The 18,690-nt window shown below is 54.9% G+C and carries 16 protein-coding genes and 1 pseudogene; 13 read left to right on the top strand and 4 right to left on the bottom strand.

Annotated elements, in window-relative coordinates; all coding sequences use genetic code 11:
• Positions 1 to 19: 19 nt before the first annotated feature.
• Positions 20 to 1,423, top strand: a complete 1,404-nt coding sequence (locus QMF38_RS02090; protein WP_281758550.1) for an APC family permease — start codon at positions 20 to 22, stop codon at positions 1,421 to 1,423.
• A gap of 46 nt (positions 1,424 to 1,469) precedes the next feature.
• Positions 1,470 to 2,195: a glucosamine-6-phosphate deaminase gene (gene nagB / locus QMF38_RS02085; RefSeq protein WP_058093837.1), complete on the top strand. Its 726-nt coding sequence runs from the start codon at positions 1,470 to 1,472 to the stop codon at positions 2,193 to 2,195.
• Positions 2,196 to 2,509: 314 nt separating this feature from the next.
• On the opposite strand, the gene QMF38_RS02080 is transcribed toward nagB, so the two are convergent.
• The 4 genes from QMF38_RS02080 to QMF38_RS02065 all read right to left on the bottom strand — a co-directional run bounded on the left by QMF38_RS02080 (position 2,510) and on the right by QMF38_RS02065 (position 4,737).
• Positions 2,510 to 3,220, bottom strand: coding sequence for a hypothetical protein (locus tag QMF38_RS02080; protein ID WP_058093836.1), 711 nt, complete (start codon positions 3,218 to 3,220; stop codon positions 2,510 to 2,512).
• Between the two features lie 92 nt (positions 3,221 to 3,312).
• The gene (locus QMF38_RS02075; protein WP_058093835.1) at positions 3,313 to 3,513 is read right to left on the bottom strand and encodes a hypothetical protein; all 201 of its coding nucleotides are present in this window, start codon (positions 3,511 to 3,513) and stop codon (positions 3,313 to 3,315) included.
• Complete coding sequence (locus QMF38_RS02070) at positions 3,510 to 3,740, bottom strand: hypothetical protein (RefSeq protein ID WP_083495961.1); 231 nt, start codon at positions 3,738 to 3,740, stop codon at positions 3,510 to 3,512. Before QMF38_RS02070 ends, QMF38_RS02075 begins: the two co-directional genes overlap by 4 nt.
• Positions 3,741 to 3,846: 106 nt before the next feature.
• Complete coding sequence (locus tag QMF38_RS02065) at positions 3,847 to 4,737, bottom strand: YitT family protein (RefSeq protein WP_058093834.1); 891 nt, start codon at positions 4,735 to 4,737, stop codon at positions 3,847 to 3,849.
• Positions 4,738 to 4,868: 131 nt separating this feature from the next.
• Between QMF38_RS02065 and QMF38_RS02060 the strand changes: the two genes are divergently transcribed.
• From QMF38_RS02060 to mdh, 11 genes and pseudogenes are all read left to right on the top strand, one after another.
• Positions 4,869 to 6,176 (top strand): DRTGG domain-containing protein, encoded by a 1,308-nt coding sequence (locus QMF38_RS02060; RefSeq protein ID WP_058093833.1) that lies wholly within the window; start codon positions 4,869 to 4,871, stop codon positions 6,174 to 6,176.
• A 6-nt stretch (positions 6,177 to 6,182) separates the two neighbouring features.
• Entirely contained in the window at positions 6,183 to 9,200 is a 3,018-nt protein-coding gene (gene dnaE / locus QMF38_RS02055) for a DNA polymerase III subunit alpha (protein ID WP_058093832.1), read from the top strand.
• 165 nt (positions 9,201 to 9,365) lie between these two features.
• On the top strand, positions 9,366 to 9,560 hold the full coding sequence (locus QMF38_RS02050; protein WP_006447244.1) for a hypothetical protein: 195 nt from the start codon (positions 9,366 to 9,368) through the stop codon (positions 9,558 to 9,560).
• A gap of 28 nt (positions 9,561 to 9,588) precedes the next feature.
• Complete coding sequence (gene accD, locus QMF38_RS02045; RefSeq protein ID WP_058093831.1) at positions 9,589 to 10,488, top strand: acetyl-CoA carboxylase, carboxyltransferase subunit beta; 900 nt, start codon at positions 9,589 to 9,591, stop codon at positions 10,486 to 10,488.
• Positions 10,478 to 11,437, top strand: coding sequence for an acetyl-CoA carboxylase carboxyltransferase subunit alpha (locus QMF38_RS02040; RefSeq protein WP_058093830.1), 960 nt, complete (start codon positions 10,478 to 10,480; stop codon positions 11,435 to 11,437). Before accD ends, QMF38_RS02040 begins: the two co-directional genes overlap by 11 nt.
• 133 nt (positions 11,438 to 11,570) lie before the next feature.
• Positions 11,571 to 12,986: pseudogene (gene pyk, locus QMF38_RS02035) on the top strand (pyruvate kinase); the annotation flags it as partial.
• 205 nt (positions 12,987 to 13,191) lie between these two features.
• Positions 13,192 to 14,175: a tryptophan--tRNA ligase gene (trpS, locus tag QMF38_RS02030; protein ID WP_058093829.1), complete on the top strand. Its 984-nt coding sequence runs from the start codon at positions 13,192 to 13,194 to the stop codon at positions 14,173 to 14,175.
• Positions 14,176 to 14,234: 59 nt separating this feature from the next.
• Positions 14,235 to 14,915, top strand: coding sequence for a response regulator transcription factor (locus QMF38_RS02025; protein WP_281758549.1), 681 nt, complete (start codon positions 14,235 to 14,237; stop codon positions 14,913 to 14,915).
• A gap of 2 nt (positions 14,916 to 14,917) precedes the next feature.
• On the top strand, positions 14,918 to 16,144 hold the full coding sequence (locus QMF38_RS02020; protein WP_058093827.1) for a sensor histidine kinase: 1,227 nt from the start codon (positions 14,918 to 14,920) through the stop codon (positions 16,142 to 16,144).
• Positions 16,145 to 16,290: 146 nt separating this feature from the next.
• Positions 16,291 to 17,589, top strand: a complete 1,299-nt coding sequence (gene icd / locus QMF38_RS02015) for an NADP-dependent isocitrate dehydrogenase (protein WP_006447252.1) — start codon at positions 16,291 to 16,293, stop codon at positions 17,587 to 17,589.
• Between the two features lie 12 nt (positions 17,590 to 17,601).
• Complete coding sequence (gene mdh / locus QMF38_RS02010) at positions 17,602 to 18,537, top strand: malate dehydrogenase (protein WP_006447253.1); 936 nt, start codon at positions 17,602 to 17,604, stop codon at positions 18,535 to 18,537.
• Positions 18,538 to 18,690: the final 153 nt, after the last annotated feature.

The following is an 18,690-nucleotide window of genomic DNA, read 5'->3' as shown; positions in this document are numbered from 1 at the left end:
CTCGCGAGGTGAACAGAGCATGGCACTTCAGGAAGGACAACGGTTGGAGCGTGGCATCGGGCTGTTCCAAGCCACCGCCACAAATATGTCGCAGATGATGGGGGCTGGTCCATTCATCACGGTGCCCATCATTTTGTCAGCCATGGGTGGGCCGCAAGCGATTTTTGGATGGATGGTTGGCGCGCTATTGGCAGCCTTCGATGGTTTGGTTTGGAGTGAGTTGGGTGCTGCGATGCCGGGTGAAGGCGGAACTTATGTGTATTTGCGAGAGGCGTTCCAGTATCGAACGGGAAAGCTTATGCCATTCCTCTTCGTCTGGTCAACACTGATTGTCACCCCCCTCATTATGTCCACTGGTGCTATTGGCCTGACGCAGTATTTGGCTTATTTCTTTCCGCATATGACGGGCTTGGAATCGAAGTTGGTTGCCGTGCTTGTGACCATCATCACGATGGTGCTTTTGTGGAGAAGGATTACATCCATTGCAAGGCTGACAACTGTATTATGGATCGGTGCTATCGTAACAGTAGTCATGGTGATTGTGGCGGCTTCCATACATTTTAACGCACACCTAGCTTTTTCGTTTCCACCTAACGCTTTCGCGCCTTCAAAGTTTTTACTTGGGCTCGGAAGTGGCATGCTCATTTCTATCTACGATTACATGGGGTACTATACAGCTTCATACCTTGGCGACGAAGTGTCGAATCCGGGTAAAACGATTCCACGTGCAATCCTGTTATCTATTCTATTCGTGGCTATGATATATCTGTGCATGAACATCGGGATGATTGGAAACATACCATGGCAAGCGGCGATGAAAAGTACGGATATTGGCACTCAGTTGGTTGAAAGTGTATGGGGCCGTCCTGGAGCCATCGTCATTACCCTGCTCATCATATGGACTTGTTTTGCATCGGTGTACACGGGCCTTCTAGGGGCTTCCAGACTTCCGTATAACGCGGCACGTGACGGTCTATTTTTTAAATCGTTTGCGAACCTGCATCCGAGGCTCAAGTTTCCTTATGTCGGCCTGCTTGTCATGGGCGTGATCATGGCGATTTGTTGTTTCTTCAATTTGACCGAAATCATTAACGCACTCATGGCGATGGCGATTGTCATTCAATTCATGGGACAGATTGTCGCTCTCACAATTCTTAGAAAGCGACAACCGAATCTGAAACGGCCGTTCCGTCAGTGGCTTTATCCCATTCCTAGCATTCTTGCCTTCATCGGTTGGGCGTATGTGTTTTATTCTTCAGGTTGGGCAGCGATCCGTTTGGCGATTGTGTGGACGGTATTGGGGATTATTGCCTTCTTGGTATGGGCCTATCGGAAGCGAGAATGGCCGTTTGGTCAAAAGGTTATTCAAGAAGCGTATTTGGTACAACATATGGAGTCGGTTGAACAGATCTTTGTGGATTAGATAGACAGGCAACGTCGGAGAAGACCTGAAGGACGGTGGAGAGGTTATGAACATTCGCGTGTTTCGCACGCCTTCCGATGCTGGCATTTACGCTGCTTCAATGCTTGAAAGGGTCATTACTTCTTCGGAACGACCGGTCATCGGTCTGGCAACAGGCGAGACTGTCATTCCGGTTTATGATGCATTGGTCAATTTCGTTCGTTGCGGGCTGAACGTTTCTCATGTGACGACGATAAACCTCGACGAGTATGTCGGTCTCGCACCTGACCATCCGCAGAGTTATCACCAGTTCATGAATCAGTATTTGTTCTCAAGAATTGGCGTTCGTATGCAGTCGACGCATTTACCGAATGGAGTCGCCCCCGACCTCGTGGCGGAATGTGAACGATACAACGAGGTGATACGGAATCATCCAATCGATATGCAAGTACTTGGGATCGGCGTAAATGGACACATCGGTTTTAATGAACCGGCCCATACCTTGATCACGGGTACACACGTGGTGAACTTAACACCTGAAACAATAGCGATGAATGCAAGATTCTTTTCCAGAAAGGACGATGTCCCTCGGCAGGCCATTACGATGGGCATACAATCCATACTGCAAGCCAAGCAAATTATGCTTTTGGCGTTCGGGGAGCACAAGGCTGATATTATCTACCGAGCACTGAAAGATGGCATTCGTACAGATGTTCCAGCGAGTATATTGCAACTTCATAAGGACGTTACAGTCATCCTGGATCGTCAAAGTGCAGCACGCCTTGGTCTGTAAGTCGAGGAATCAATCAACAGGGCTGTCTCCCGATGCTTGAACTCAGTCGTCAAGCATCGGGCATTTTGGTATGGGAGAGTAGTTGCCGGTGTTTACGCACATAGTATTGTGTCGGCCTTAAATATCCGACAACTCGCCAACGATCCCGCCTCAGATTTAGACGAGGAGCGATTAGCCACGCTGTTAGAGGCGTTGCAAAAACAAAAAGGCCTTCCATGACCTGATCCGGCCAGATGTGTGAGAGGCCGCCCAACATGGAACGCACCTGTGGGGCGGCCTCGTGTAAAAACATGCACACATGAAAGGATCTGGTTCTAGTTATTTGGAAGTTTAGCAAGCAACGAGCTTGTCGACTTTTCTAAGATACGCGATGCCGTTCGAATATCAGCTACTTTTTGTTCTTCCTCTTGGGTCATGTCTGTCAAAATGGAGAGTATCGCCGATTGATCTTTTTCGGCTGCAGCCAGCCGTAAACTTTTCACTCCAACTTCTACTGCATTCTGATTGACGAGTGCATCTTCCAAATAGGAAATCACGTTTGTTGACTGCGGCTCTTGTGCGGTCAAGAGGGCGGTCTGGGATGTCGAGACGGCTTCCTGCAAGGCCGCGATATAGGCATTGACAGCGATTTGTAGTTGGGCTTGTGCCACCATGTCATTGTGCGTGGCCGTCTGATACGCATTCAGTGTCTGCTGCAGTGCCAAGGCCATGTCGTTTGGCGATGTCGGTTCCGGTGCCGTGTCGTTGTTGTCGTCAGGATGTGGAATTTTCTTTGGCTGAATGTGCTGATAGGGTGCGATAGCCTGCTCAAATTCTGTGATGATGTGGTTAATGTCCGATTTGTTGGACTTGTTCGACGAGGGGCGCGATGGCATGGTCGCGTTTCCGGTCCCGTTGTCTATCGCGTTGCTGTACGCAGTAAGCAGCGGAACCGGGTTCGATGCCGCAAGAACGTTTGATCCGTATGCTGTGACGACGAGCGCCGCAGCGGTCGAAAACAGTGCGACAAACAAGCCTCTTGCCACGGGATTCACCTCATTTGCGTGCTACCATAACATTCGCCGCGATGAGGTGTATCTGTGGGGGTACTTTTCCTGTTCTACGCCGTATTTTACGATCACGCCTTGCGCTGTCCGGCTAGTTGCCGCAAGCGCTCTGCTGCGTAAGCGAATGTGGCTGCGCCTGCGATAATCAACAAATGCTGAACGAAATGAGAGAAGTGTGCTTCATCGTTGATCAGTCCAGGTAGGAATACGAGTACCAGGACCGTTGCGGATACGTAGAGCGCGACAACGTACAGCAAAGGATTTTGCTTCACGATATCACCTCACTATCGCTGTCTTCATGCTGTGTAAATGCGGAGTCCTCTGCGCGCCGAGTCCACCAGGCCGTCTGAAAGCCCGCCAATGCACCTGCGAACGCAAAGAGGCCATGCACGAGTGCATGATGTAAGATGCTCACTTCTGACCAAGCATTGACCGCAGGCCACTCGCCAATACCAATGGCGATCATCGCCAATACCAACGGAAGCGGAATTTGTGCCACGAATCTCACACTCCTTGTCCAACTTGCAAATTCCATCACTATGAAGAAGTTTGGACAGGGTGTGTAAGAATTAAACCTATTGCAAGAACATGATGTGAATAGGTTGTTATGGATTGTTTTGCCGAAAGTGGCCAATCACTTCAGTGGTATCGAGAATCGTGATAAACGCATTGGGATCGATAGACTGTACTAAATCTCGCAGGTCCGACATTTCGAGATGTGTCATGGCACACAAAAGCACACCGCGCTCACGCTGTGTATACGCTCCGTAGGCGCGCATGATGGTGCTGCCGCGTACGAGTTTTTGGCCGATTTCACTGCTGACTTCTGCCGGCTTTTCGGTGACAATAAGCGCTGTTTTACGCTGTTGGAAATGCATGAGGCCGCTGACGACACGCGATGCTGCATACATGCTGACGAGCGTATAAAGTCCCGCCGGCACGCCAAAGACGAACATCGAGAGGATGACGATCACGGCGTTCATCACAAAGCCGATGGACCCGACGCTGCGGCCCGTCAGCCGATTGATAACAAGGCTCAGGATGTCCGTACCGCCCATGGAGCCGCCAACCCGAATCACGAGGCCGGATGATAGGCCGCTTAAGACGCCGCCATACAAGCCCATGAGAAGAGGGTCTTTCGGCGTTTGAAATTGGATGTGAACGGCGTCGGCAATGACCGAGAACCCTAGAATGGCAATCCCGGTCTGCAAAATAAACCGTCTGCCCAGATACTTGTACCCAATGAGAAACAGCGGAATGTTGAAGACGAAAAACAGCGTGCCGACACCAAGGATGTGTACGTAGTGGTGAATGATCTGCGCAACGCCCGTGACGCCGCCGGCCAAAATCCGGGCGGGTGTCAAAAAGTTGTTGACGGAAATGGCGCCAATCAAATCGCAAAATAGAATGACGGCGATCCTCCATGTCCAGTCCAGCACTGGGTGCCCCGTCCCTTTCATGCCTACTACGCGCCGCATGCCGTCGTACATGTTCATGTGTCCACGTCTCCTGTTCGTAAGCTCACCTCACATTGTACACTGTGTGCGGCGTGATCGATGCCAACTTCTTCGGTAATATGGAGATAGAAATCGGCGGACTTGCATCCGGCCTTGGGCGAGGGAAGACAGTGGTTACCAAGCACCAGCAAATTCTCGACTATATAAGGTCGTTGCCGCTTGGCGCGCAGATTTCCGTTCGAAAAATTGCCCGTGTGTTGCATGTCTCCGAGGGAACGGCTTATCGGGCCATCAAAGACGCCGAGCGAGAGGGCTTCGTCTCGACGCTCGACCGCATTGGCACCGTTCGTGTAGAACGCAAGGAAAAGGCACAGATTGAGCGCCTGACGTTTGCCGAAGTGGTGCGCATTGTCGAAGGGACGGTGCTTGGAGGGCGCGAAGGATTGCACAAATCGCTTGGACGCCTCGTCATCGGCGCGATGAAGACGGAGTCCATCAGCCGCTACCTGAACCCTGGTAGCCTGATGATTGTCGGCAACCGCGAGCAAGTGCAGCGCATGTCGCTCAAGAGTGGGGCAGCCGTCCTCATCACGGGCGGCTTTACGGCGTCGCCGATGGTCGAGCGACTTGCCAACGAATATCAGTTGCCGCTCATCTCGTGTTCGTACGACACGTTTACGACGGCGACGCTGATCAACCGCGCGTTGTATGATCAAATGATTAAAAAAGACATTCTCTACGTGGAAGATGTCGTTCAGGAACAGTCGCTATCGACGCTGACGCCAGTAGATACGGTCCGCGATTATTACCACTTGGTTGAAGCGACGGGACACTCGCGCGTGCCGGTGGTGGATCGCAACGGCCGGCTTGTCGGGATCATCAGCCCACGCGACGTCGCGGAAGCCGAATCATCTGCACCCATCGCGCGCTTTATGACTCGCCATCCGGTGACGGTGACGCCAAAGACGACGATTGCCTCGGCATCTCATCGCATGGCGTTTGAAGGCATTGAGATGATGCCGGTCGTGCGTGATCGCAATCTCGTCGGCGTCTTGACTCGTCAGGATGTGATTCGGGCTCTACAAATTATGAGTCGGCAGCCACAGGTGGCAGAGACGGTGGAAGATGTGGTGGTTCGCGATTTCGCGTCGGTGGAGTCGGGGGATGGCCAGGTGCTTTTGCGCGGACAGGTGACGCCGCAGATGACGACAAGTGGCGGGACGCTCGCGAGCGGGCCGCTGACGACCATCATTCAAGAGGCGGCACGCGTTTGCTTGCGGCGTGTGCGGCACGCCGACATGGTGGTCGAAAACATGACGCTGTATATGCTGCGACCAGTACCGGTCGATAGTACCATCGACGCGCGCGCGCAGGTACTCGATTATGGTAGGCGCTACGCGAAAGTGGAGGTCGTCATCGAGGATGAGGCGGATGCGTTCGCCAAGGCCTTGTTGACTGCACAATGGATCGAGAGGTGAATCTCGTTGGCTGACTTCGTCCACCTGCACGTGCACAGTGCCTATTCGTTTCGCGAGAGCCTGTTGCGCATCGAGGATCTCGTCGAGGCAGCTGCCCTGTATGAGATGCCGGCAATCGCGCTGACGGACACAAACGGGATGTACGGTGCTGTCTCGTTCTACCGTCAGGCGAAGGCGCGAGGCGTCGAACCGGTGATTGGCTGTCAACTGCAAATCGACTTGCGGATGCAAGGGGTAGAGGAGCCTGTAGCGCGCGCGCGAAGCGAATGGCGGCGAGAGCTGGAGACGATTGTGCTACTTGCGCGTGGGCTTGCCGGGTATCGGGCTTTAACGCGGCTCGTCACACGCGCGAAGGCGAATGGGCCCGTGCCGTTCATTCGGGTGGACGAACTCGCCATGCATGCGACAGATTTGATCTGTCTCATCGGTGGTGGGGAATCCCGCTTGCTGGCGCAATATGCAGCAGGCGACGAACAAGTGGCGGAGCGATCGTTACAAACGTTGCTCGGCGCCTGCCCGGCGGGGCAAGTGTACATCGATGTGCAGGACCACCAAAAAATGGTCGAGCGCCAGGGGTTGCCGGGCTTGCTGCGCGCAGCGAAGCTTTGGGATGTGCCTTTAGTCGCTACAAACGACGCCCGTTATCGCTTTCCAGAGGACGCAAAGTTGCATCGCGCCTATGCCGCTCTCGACCGCCCCGATGCCGAGGACATGTGGCCGACCGATCGGTTTGCTTTGGTCGGCGCTGACGAGATGTCCAGGCGGTTTGCCAATTTGCCCGAGGCTCTGCAAAACACCGTTGCGATCGCGGACGAGTGTAAGTTGCACCTGCCTTTGTACCAGGTACAGATGCCGCGCTACCAGACCAAAGACGGTCGCCCAAGCGAAGTCGTTTTGCGGGAGGCGGCGCGCGTCGGTGCGACCGCGCGCTACGGCGATGTGAACGGCGAGATCGAACGGCGCTTGCAGTACGAGTTGGACGTCATCTGCAACATGGGGTATGCCGATTATTTCTTAGTTGTCGCAGATTTCATTCGCTATGCGCATCAACGAGGTATCTCGACAGGGCCTGGCCGCGGTTCGGCGGCAGGCAGTCTTGTCGCCTACGCACTGCGCATCACAGATGTCGACCCGATGGCTAACCACCTGCTCTTCGAGCGGTTCTTAAACCCCGAGCGCGTCTCGCTGCCCGATATCGATACTGACTTCGAGTACGAGCGGCGGGGCGAGGTCATCTCGTATGTGGTCGACAAGTACGGACGGGATCGCGTCGCCCAAATTGGTACGTTTGGCACACTCGCCGCCCGCGCAGCCTTGCGCGATGCAGGCCGAATGCTGGGGGCTGATCCGCAACTGGTGGATCAATTAAGCAAGTTGGTGCCAGGGCAGCCGGGAGTGACGCTTTCGGCCGTACGCGCGCAGGTCCCTTCATTTGAGCGGATCATCGAGGGGGCGGAAGCGGCCTTGCGCCTTTACGACGCCGCGGTGCGCCTTGAAGGATTGCCTCATCATACCTCGATTCACGCGGCGGGCGTGGTCATTGCACCGGGGCCGCTTGTCGACTGGGTTCCGCTCGATCCTGGCGGCGATGGGGCGCCTGTGACGCAGTACGCCATGGACGACGTCGAGGCTCTGGGGCTCGTGAAAATGGATTTTCTCGGGTTGCGCACGCTGACGCTCGTCGACGCCTGTATCCGTTCCGTCCGCGAGCGCACAGGTGAAATGATCGACTGGCGGCACATACCGACAGACGATCCCGCGACCTACGAAATGCTGACGCGCGCGGAGACCAACGGCGTTTTTCAATTGGAGTCGCCAGGCATGCGCCGGGTTCTTAAACAGTTGCGGCCGACGACGCTCGACGACATCGTCGCCGTGATCTCGTTGAACCGGCCAGGACCCATGGAGAACATCCCAGCGTTTTGCGACGCTAAGCACGGGCGCGTCGCGGTGAGCTACCCGCACCCAGATCTGAAACCCATTTTGCAGGATACGTACGGCGTGATCGTCTATCAGGAACAAATCATGCAAATTGCCAGCTTGATGGCGGGTTTCTCCCTCGGCCAGGCCGATTTGTTGCGGCGGGCTGTATCCAAGAAAAAGCGGGACATCCTCGATGAAGAGCGATCGCGCTTTGTCGACGGATGCTTGCGCAACGGTTACGACGCCGCGACGGCCCATGATGTTTACGACTTAATCGTCCGTTTTGCCGACTACGGTTTCAATCGCTCACATGCCGCCGCCTATGCGGTTCTGGCGTATCGCACGGCCTACCTGCGAGCTCACCATCTGCCGGAATTTCTGGCTGCTTTGATGACCATGGCAATGGGCGCACCAGACAAGATTCGAACGTATGAGCAGGATGCGCGCAGGCATCGCATTGCCATCTTGCCGCCGTCGGTCGCGCAAAGTGAGCGCGGTTATGCAGTGGATGCGCACGGCGCCATTCGTACAGGTTTGCTCGCCATTCGCAATGTTGGGGAGGCGGCGGTCGAACACATTCTCGCCCTGCGCCGCGAGCGTCCATTTTCGTCGCTTGTCGATTTTCTCCAGCGCATACAATCGCGCCTGGTCAACCGCAAGGCGTTAGACAGCCTGCTCTTGGCGGGAGCTTTTGATGAATTCTTTCCGGACGCTGCCGCGCCATCGGCCAAACAGCAAATGTTCGAAGAAGCATGGAAACGGGCCGAGGAAGCTCGTCAATTTGCAGGCCTCACACTGGGATTTGGACTTCCAGCGGACGATCCGCCTGCGCAGCCGTCAATATCTGACGAAGGAACAAAAATCTTGTATATTCGCTACGCGGGAAACAAGGGCGGATCGACTCTGCGTCGCGTGCAGGCGGCCTTGTCTGGCTTCCCGGGCGTGACGCCTGTGGCGCTATACGACGCGACGGCAAGGCGGACACGCCTGCTCGGCGAGCGCTGGCGTGTCGAGGTGACGCCTGAACTTGTGACACTGCTTGAAGAGGTCGTTGGCATCGGCAACGTGCGTGTGCGTGAGGCGCCGAAGAAATCGTCGTAAGGGGCATACGCTGAGGTCGACAGTCGTAGGGTAGAAACGAGCCGTGCTTGCCCTCTTGTCTGATTGTGCTATGGTAGAGACAAGGAGTGGGGCCAGCCCACTCTGTCTGATCATGATATAATGCTTGCAAGAATTCTCATTTTGCTTGCTAGGAGCGAAGAACGAATGTGGACGGTCATCTACATCGCACCGACAGCCCGCCAGGCTGACCAGATTCGGAACAAGTTGACGGAAGAGGGCTTCCTAGTCAAAGTGAGGCAAGCGCGTGGCGCGAAAGAGCAGTTCGAAATCTTGATACCCGAGAGCGAATTGGATGAGGGGCAGGAAATCCTGAAGGAGATTCTGCACTCTTCTTTGTGATGGAACCACTGCAAAACGAGGTGGAGTCGTGTTAAAGGACCTGTTTTACAGGCGGCGCCAATATGCCACCCTAGGGACGGCTGCCGAACCCAAACCTGTTCAGAAGCCGCCTGAAGTCGTCGAGCGCGACGTGCCCAAAGGGCTTGTGCAAAAGTGTGAGGCGTGCGGCAATCTTTTGATGGCCAAAGAGTTACAAAAGCACGTGTACACTTGTCCGGAGTGCAATTTTCATTTTCGCGTCGATGCGCGAACACGCGTCGAGTTGACGCTGGACGCAGGTACATTCATTGAACTCGACGCGGGCATCACGTCGACCAATCCGCTAGGTTTTCCTGAATACGAGTCAAAATTGGCGAAGGCTCAAAGTGCGACGGGAATGGCGGAAGGTGCACTGACAGGGAAAGGCGAGATCGACGGCATGCCAGTTTTGATGGCTGTCATGGATCCCGGCTTTATGATGGGCAGTATGGGAGCGGCTGTCGGCGAAAAACTGACGCGCGCGATGGAACGGGCGTGTGTCGAACGCAAGCCGTTGATTTTGTTTACGGCTTCAGGCGGTGCGCGCATGCAGGAGGCCATTTTGTCGTTGATGCAAATGGCCAAAACAAGCGTCGCTTTGCGCCGGATGCACGATAGTGGTGTGCTGTTTGTCTCCGTGATCACACATCCGACCACGGGTGGCGTCAGCGCTAGCTTCGCGAGCCTTGGCGATATCATCATCGCCGAACCTGGGGCTATGTTTGGATTTGCTGGACGCCGTGTCGTCGAGCAGACCATGCGCCAGAAGCTACCGGATGACTTTCAGACAGCCGAATTCAATTTGAAGCACGGCATGGTTGACAAAGTCGTGCACCGCAAGCAAATGCGCGATGCGTTGGCGGCCATCGTCCGCATCCATACAGCTCGGGGGTGGGCCGATGCCGACTGAACTCGACTTTGAAAAACCGATAGCCGAACTTCAAGGTAAAATCGCTGAGCTGAAGTCGTTCATGGAGAAGAACGGCTTAGATTTACACGGCGAGTTAAGGAAGCTGGAAGAGCGGCTCGAAGAGTTGACGGAGAGCACGTATGCCAATTTGACCGCCTGGCAGCGCGTGCAATTGGCCAGGCAAATTGGCCGCCCGACGACGCTCGACTATATCAAGGGAATTTGTGACGAGTTCCTCGAGTTGCACGGCGACAGGCATTTTGCGGACGATCCAACCATCGTAGGCGGCATCGGGCTCGTCGCGGGCCATCCCATCACCGTGATTGGGCATCAAAAGGGCCGCGACACGAAGGAAAACATTCGCCGCAATTTTGGCATGGCAAACCCGGAAGGCTACCGGAAGGCTCTGCGTTTGATGCGTCAGGCTGAGAAATTTGGCCGCCCCGTGGTGTTTTTTATCGATACGCCCGGTGCATATGCGGGCATGTCGGCAGAGGAACGCGGACAGAGCGTCGCCATCGCGGAAAACCTGCTCGAGATGGCCGGGTTGCGGACGCCGACCATCTCCATCGTGACCGGCGAAGGAGGCAGCGGGGGTGCACTGGGACTTGGCATCACAGACCGCATTTTCATGCTTGACTATGCCTGGTATTCAGTCATTGCCCCCGAATCTGCGGCCGCCATTCTGTGGAAGGACAGTAAGCTCGGGCCGAAGGCTGCTGAGGTTATGCGTTTGACTGCGGCCGATTTGCTCGATCTCGGCATTGTCGATGGCGTGATCGCCGAACCGCGCGGCGGTGCTCAAAAAGATCCTAAGGCTATGGTGCAGTCGGTACGCGATAAGGTCATGGCAACTTTACGTGAACTTTCGCAGATTCCTATTGATGAACTTCTGGCCGCGCGATACCATAAGTATCGGGATATGGGAGAATACATCGAACGGCAGTGAAGCGGTGTCCAGCCTGGAGCTGGACATTCCGCTTCTTCCTTTGTTGTCGACTCCGCATTCGGCCATTTTTAGGTGAGCTGCGACCTCACCTGAGGTCGAGGCGGACAACCTTGCTGCAAAGAGAGGGTTTCACATGCGAAAAACCAAGATTGTTGCAACGATTGGTCCTGCGAGCGAATCGCTTGAAACGCTGACAAAGTTGATCGAAGCTGGTCTGGACGTCGCTCGTTTGAACTTCTCTCACGGTACATACGATGAACACGCTGAAAGGATTCGCCGCATTCGCGAAGCCTCCGCAAAGGTCGGAAAGCATGTCGGCATTATGCTGGACATTAAAGGGCCCAAGATCCGGACGGGCAAGATCCAAGGCGGCCAGGTGGAACTGGCGGACGGCGACGAGATCGTGCTGACGATTGATCCTGTTGAAATCGGCACGAAGGAACGCGTTTGGATTTCGTACGAAGGCCTTGTTGATGATGTCTATCCGGGCGCGCCCATCCGCATCGACGACGGCCTTATCGGACTCGAAGTCACGGCTGTCAAAGGCCATGACATTCATTGCCGAGTGACGAATGGCGGTACGCTTAAGGACAATAAAGGCATTAACGTGCCGGGCGTCACCTTGCGCATTCCTGGCGTTACAGAGAAAGACAAAGCGGATATTGTATTCGGTATTCAACAAGGGGTCGACATGATTGCCGCATCGTTTGTCCGCAAGGCGGCTGACGTTCTGGAAGTGCGCAAAATCCTTGAGCAACACAATTACCAAGCGGACATCATTTCCAAGATCGAGACACAGGAAGGTATGGATCGGCTCGATGAAATCGCCCAAGTCAGCGACGGCATGATGGTTGCTCGTGGCGATCTTGGCGTTGAGATTCCGACTGAAGAAGTACCGCTGGCGCAAAAGCGTATTATTTCGCTTTGTAACAAGTACGGCAAGCCTGTCATCACCGCCACACAGATGCTCGATTCCATGCAGCGCAACCCGCGGCCGACGCGAGCAGAAGCGAGTGACGTTGCAAACGCCATTTTTGATGGCACAGACGCTGTAATGCTTAGCGGTGAGACGGCCGCCGGCCGCTATCCGCTTGAATCTGTGCGCACGATGGCGCAAATCGCCGAGCGTGCGGAGGCCGCCTTGGCGCACGAGGAAGTGACCTACCGCCACCGCACAGAGGTCACCAAATCGGTGTCTGATTCTCTCGCTCATGCGGTGCGCACTTTGGCGGCTGATCTCGACGTCGTTGCAATCGTCACGGCAACGACATCGGGGCACACAGCTCGCTCGGTATCCAAGTACCGCCCAATGTCCCCTATCATTGCCGTGACACCGTACGATCACGTTGCGCGCAGGCTGACCGTGTTCTGGGGTGTACACCCTGTTGTTGCGCCGGACATTGCCGAAACCACCGATGAACTCCTGGAAGGCTCCATCCAGGGGGCCTTGTCAACAGGCTGTGTGCACACTGGGGATCGGGTCATTATCATGGGTGGTATTCCGGCTGGCACCTCCGGGACGACCAACTTCCTGAAGGTCCATACCGTGTAACGGATTTACATCCTTTTGGGTACGAGGCCGACACGAGCCACCAACCATTGCGCGGAATTCCTCTTCGACGGAAGTGGGATTCCGCGTTGCCATACTCGGGTTTATGCATACTATAAGCAGTCATTTACATTGATTAGCGCCTGCCATGTGAATGTGCATGGTGGCCTATTTGAGCCAATTTTGAGAAGTTAGGGGAATCATGATGACGCGGGTGTTTTCGGGGATTCAACCATCTGGAACGCTGACGATTGGCAATTATCTCGGTGCCATGAAGCATTTTGTACACCTGCAGCAGGAAGCGGAGTGCCTGTTTTGCGTGGTGGACATGCATGCCATCACTGTACCTCAGGATCCGGAGGAGTTGCGGACCAATTCGCGCAACTTGGCTGCCTTGTACCTTGCGGCCGGGATCGATCCAGACAAGGCCACCCTGTTTGTACAGTCACACGTTCCAGCACACGCAGAGCTGGGCTGGATGCTACAGTGCATTGCGTATTACGGCGAATTGTCTCGCATGACGCAGTTCAAGGACAAGTCTGCACAAAAGGATGTCGTTACGGCAGGGTTATTCACCTACCCGGCCCTCATGGCCGCCGACATCTTACTTTATCAGACAGACGTCGTCCCGGTTGGTGAGGATCAGAAACAGCATCTTGAACTGACGCGCGATGTGGCCGAGCGATTCAACAATCGGTTTGGCCAGACGTTTGTCGTTCCGGAGCCATACATCTCCAAAGTCGGCGGACGCATCATGAGCCTCGAAAACCCAGCTAAAAAGATGAGTAAAAGCGATGAAAGCCAAGGGGCGTTCATTTCGATGCTCGATGAGCCGGACGTGATACGGAAAAAAATCAGCCGTGCTGTTACCGACTCGGATCGAGAAGTGCGCTACGATCCCGAAGCCAAACCCGCAGTGAGCAATTTGATGACGATTTACGGCCTGTTTGCGGATATGTCGATGGAGGATGTCGAGCGGCATTTTGCGGGTCAAGGTTATGGTCCGTTCAAGAAGGAGTTGGCAGAAGTCGTCGTCGAAGGCCTCAGACCGATTCAAGCGCGGTACCGTGAACTCGTCGGTTCGCGTGAGGTCGATGAGATCCTTGCGCGTGGCGCGCAGAGGGCGGCGGAATTAGCTGCGCCAACACTTGCGGACGTCAAATCGAAACTAGGGTTCTTACCAGCATGAATCTAGCCTGCGATCCCGGTTGCGTACCGACTCGCAGGTAGGGACGAGGAGGGAACGCCATGAGGCTGTTGGTTGTCGAAGATGAGCCGCAGCTTCGCCGGGAACTCGTTGCACTATTCGAGCGGCACGGCTATCTGGTCGATGCCGTCGAAACGGTGTTTGACGCGGTAGAACACGGGATGAGCATGGCGTATGACTGTATTGTGCTCGATTACATGTTGCCAGATGGCGATGGGATTGAAGCCCTCACCCAACTGCGCGAGGCTGGTTGCCCGACGCCGATTTTGATGTTGACGGTGAAAAATGACCCGAAAGACCGCGTGTTTGGTCTCAATAAGGGTGCGGACGACTACCTCGGCAAACCGTTTCATCCCGATGAACTACTGGCGCGTGTGGGTGCGTTAGTGCGGAGAACCCCCTCATTGTCCGATGAGGAAGTGTTGACGCATGGCAAGGCAACCTTACGCACCAAGTCGCGAAGCTTGGAATACGAGGGCAGGACTCTTGAGTTGACCAGCAAGGAATTCGCACTTATGGAGGCCTTGATGCGGCATAAACACCAGTTGATGACGCGAGATCAACTCATCGCCAAAGTCTGGGGGCCAGATGCAGAGGTTGCCGACAGTGCCCTTGACACCTATATCTACTTTCTGCGGCGAAAGTGCGCGAACATCGGCTGGAAGAATGCGATTGTCACCGTGCGTGGACGAGGTTACGCCTTGCAGCCGGAGGGCGAATAAAGATGTTTCGACGGATGTACGTCACGATATCGGGCCTGCTCATCATGAGCACAGGCCTTTTACTTGTGCTGTTGGGGATTGTCGTGTATCACGAATTGCAGAGCGATCTGGTTCGCGACGGCGAATTGGCGATGGAGAACAGCGTCCCCGCCGTAGAAGCGGCCTTAGCCCGCAGCGCGTATCGCGAAGGCGAAGGACCTCCCGTGCGCGACAGCCTCGGCAACAGTATCTATTATTATGCCGTCGGCAGCAGTGCCGAGATCGCACATTCGCCGCACGCACCTGTGCCGTTTGAGGTGATTCACGGTGTCGCCGTTTTGCACAAGTTCGCCACCTTTGCCTATAATGGCGAGCCGTACCGTCTGTACACCCTGACGATTCCCGACCCTGACGCGCTGCCAAGCGATGTCGTGGAGACGGCGTACAACCCTTTAGCTTCTCCATCGAAGATGACCGTGGTCCTGTACATGTACAGTTTGATCACACAAGAGCGCTCCATGCTTCACCACACGCTTCGCCTGATGGAAGTTGTCGGCGGCGCAGGATTTTTGCTCGCCGTTGCGGGGGACTTAGTATTGGCTCGCAGACTTGTGCAACCGGCGTTTCGCACCTGGTCCGCTTATAATGAGTCGGTGCTCGAACTGTCGCATGAATTGCAGACGCCCATTGCCACCGCGAACGCCATGTTAGCCAGCCGTGGGGTCGATCCGCACACGGCAGCGGACATAAGGCGTGAATTGGAACGAGCTTCAAAAATGGTATCTGACATCCTCTATTTGTCCAAGCTCCGATCCGGTGTCGCGGATCAGCCTACGGAACCGGTGGCCGTCTCCGACATTACAAATGAATTAGCTGACCGCTTTACGGCCGTGGCTGCTGGCGTTGGCATTGAAGTGTCTGGCGCTGCGGACGAAGGACTGTTCGTCGAGACAACTGCAGGAGAATGGGAGCGCCTGATTAGCACGCTGTTCAAAAACGTGATCGATCACGCGGCGAGGCCCTCCACGGCGTCATGGTCGCTTTATGGCGAAGGGCGGCGGATTGTGTTTCTTGTGGAGAATGCCGTCGGAAGTCGCGTTGACGGCGATCGACGGCAGGCGCCAGAACGGGGAGTCGGGCTGAAAATTGTCGAGCGCTTGGCACAACGTATGCGCGGCGTTGCGCGTATCGAGACGACGACCTCACGCTTTCTTGTCGAAATCAACGTTCCGGCACTACGCCCCCATTGATAGCGATTGCAGACGAGACCGGTTGTGCTATTATGGAATGGGATGGATTGCAGAGCACACCCACCTACTTCCATGTTCTGCACCTACGCAAGGGTGTCGCGTCGCGACCGCCAGAGTTGGTTCACTACATACGAGGAGGGCCTGCCATGCCGAGCTTTCAACAGTATTCGCTACCGACTTCAGGGGAGCCCATCACGCTCAAAGATGGACGTTTACAAGTTCCGGATCACCCCATTATTCCGTTTGTCGAAGGGGATGGAACAGGTCCTGACATCTGGCGTGCTTCGCAGCGTGTGTTTGACGCCGCCGTTGAAAAAGCCTATGGCGGCAAGCGGAAAATCGCATGGTATGAAGTGTATGCCGGTGAAAAAGCGTACGATAAGTTTCAGGAATGGCTTCCACAAGATACCCTCACGGCTTTTTCGGAGTACATCGTGAGCATTAAAGGACCTTTGACGACGCCTGTGGGTGGCGGTATTCGTTCGCTCAACGTGGCGGTTCGCCAAGAGTTAGATCTCTATGTATGCCAACGACCGGTCCGCTATTTTCAAGGCGTGCCCTCGCCTGTGAAACACCCCGAGTTGGTCGATATGGTGATCTTCCGCGAGAATTCCGAGGATATCTATGCAGGTGTCGAGTGGCAGGAGGGAACAGCCGAAGTTCAAAAGGTGATCCAGTTCCTGCAAAACGAGATGGGCGTGAAGAAGATTCGTTTCCCTGAGACATCGGGCATTGGCATTAAACCGGTATCTCGGGAGGGCACGGAGCGTCTGGTGCGCGCGGCGATTGAATATGCACTGCGCCATAAACGCAAGAGCGTCACGCTTGTTCATAAAGGAAATATTATGAAGTTTACGGAAGGCGCTTTCAAAAATTGGGGTTACGCATTGGCTGAGCGCGAGTTTTCGGATCGCGTCTTCACTTGGGCACAGTATGATCGAATCAAGGCTGAGCAAGGTGCAGAAGCCGCAGATCGGGCGCAGAGTGAAGCTGTCCAGGCAGGAAAAATCATCGTCAAAGACGTCATTGCTGACGCGTTCCTACAACAGATTCTGACGCGCCCAGCAGAATACGACGTGATTGCGACGCTGAATTTGAATGGTGACTACATTTCGGACGCTTTAGCTGCCCAGGTCGGCGGCATCGGCATTGCTCCGGGGGCGAACATCAACTACGAAACGGGGCACGCCGTGTTCGAGGCGACGCACGGAACAGCACCGAAGTATGCGGGACTCGATAAAGTGAATCCCGGCTCCGTCATCCTTTCCGGCGTTATGATGTTTGAATACCTTGGTTGGCAAGAAGCTGCCGACATGATCACGCGCGCGATGGAAAAGGCCATCGAACAAAAGGTTGTCACCTATGACTTCGCTCGTTTGATGGATGGGGCTACAGAGGTCAAGTGCTCCGAGTTCGGCGACCAAATCATCAAGAACATGGAGTGAGGGGCACCCCACATGCTTAAGCGAAAGAAGATTTCGGTCATCGGCGCTGGCTTTACCGGGGCGACTACGGCTTTCATGCTCGCGTTGCAAGAGTTGGGAGATATCGTTCTGCTCGACATTGCGCAGCTCGAGAATCCGACCAAGGGCAAAGCCTTAGATATGCTTGAGGCGATGCCGGTTGTCGGCAGTGATGTCCAGGTAATAGGAACTAGCGACTACAAGGACACGGCTGACTCGGACCTCGTCATCATCACGGCTGGTGTTGCACGCAAGCCGGGAATGAGCCGTGATGATCTTGTGACGACGAATGCCGGTATTGTGAAAGCTGTAACGGAGCAGGTTGTACAATACTCTCCCAATACGGTTATTGTCGTATTATCGAACCCTGTTGATGCGATGACATATGTCGCCTACAAAGCAAGTGGCTTTCCCAAACAGCGAGTCATCGGCCAGGCGGGGGTGCTCGATACCGCGCGTTTCAATGCGTTTGTCGCCGCGGAGCTCGGCGTCTCTGTCGAGGACGTGCATGGTTTCGTCCTCGGCGTGCACGGTGACGACATGGTTCCGCTCGTCCGCTACTCGAACGTTGGCGGGGTACCGCTCACGCAACTTTTGCCTGCTGAGAAGATAGAACAAATTGTGCAGCGTACGCGAACCGGAGGCGGTGAAATCGTCGGTTTGCTCGGCACGGGCAGCGCGTATTATGCACCTGCTGCGTCCCTTGCGCAAATGGCTGAGTCGATTTTGAAGGACAAAAGGCGTTTGCTGCCGGCTATAGCTTATTTGGAAGGTGAATATGGTTACGAGGATTTGTTCCTCGGCGTACCTACCATTTTGGGTGCAAACGGTATCGAACGAATTGTTGAAATCGAATTACAGCCGGAGGAAAAGGCGGCGCTCGACAGATCTGCGGATTCTGTTCGAAATGTTATTGCCTTACTACAGTAATCGGTGCATGTCCAACAAAGGGGCTGTCCCAAAAGTGCCAAGTGCACTTAGGGGGAGCCCCTTATTTATGAAAATCTGTTTGAATGTTGCCCTACATGTCCACAAAAAGAATCGCCCTTCCGGTAAAATGTAAGTGCGAACAAACATCAACCG

Source organism: Alicyclobacillus hesperidum subsp. aegles (genome assembly GCF_027923525.1).
GTDB classification, from domain to species: domain Bacteria; phylum Bacillota; class Bacilli; order Alicyclobacillales; family Alicyclobacillaceae; genus Alicyclobacillus; species Alicyclobacillus aegles.
The sequence above is the reverse complement of the archived record's forward strand: the minus strand, read 5'-3'. Positions and strand labels throughout refer to the sequence as shown.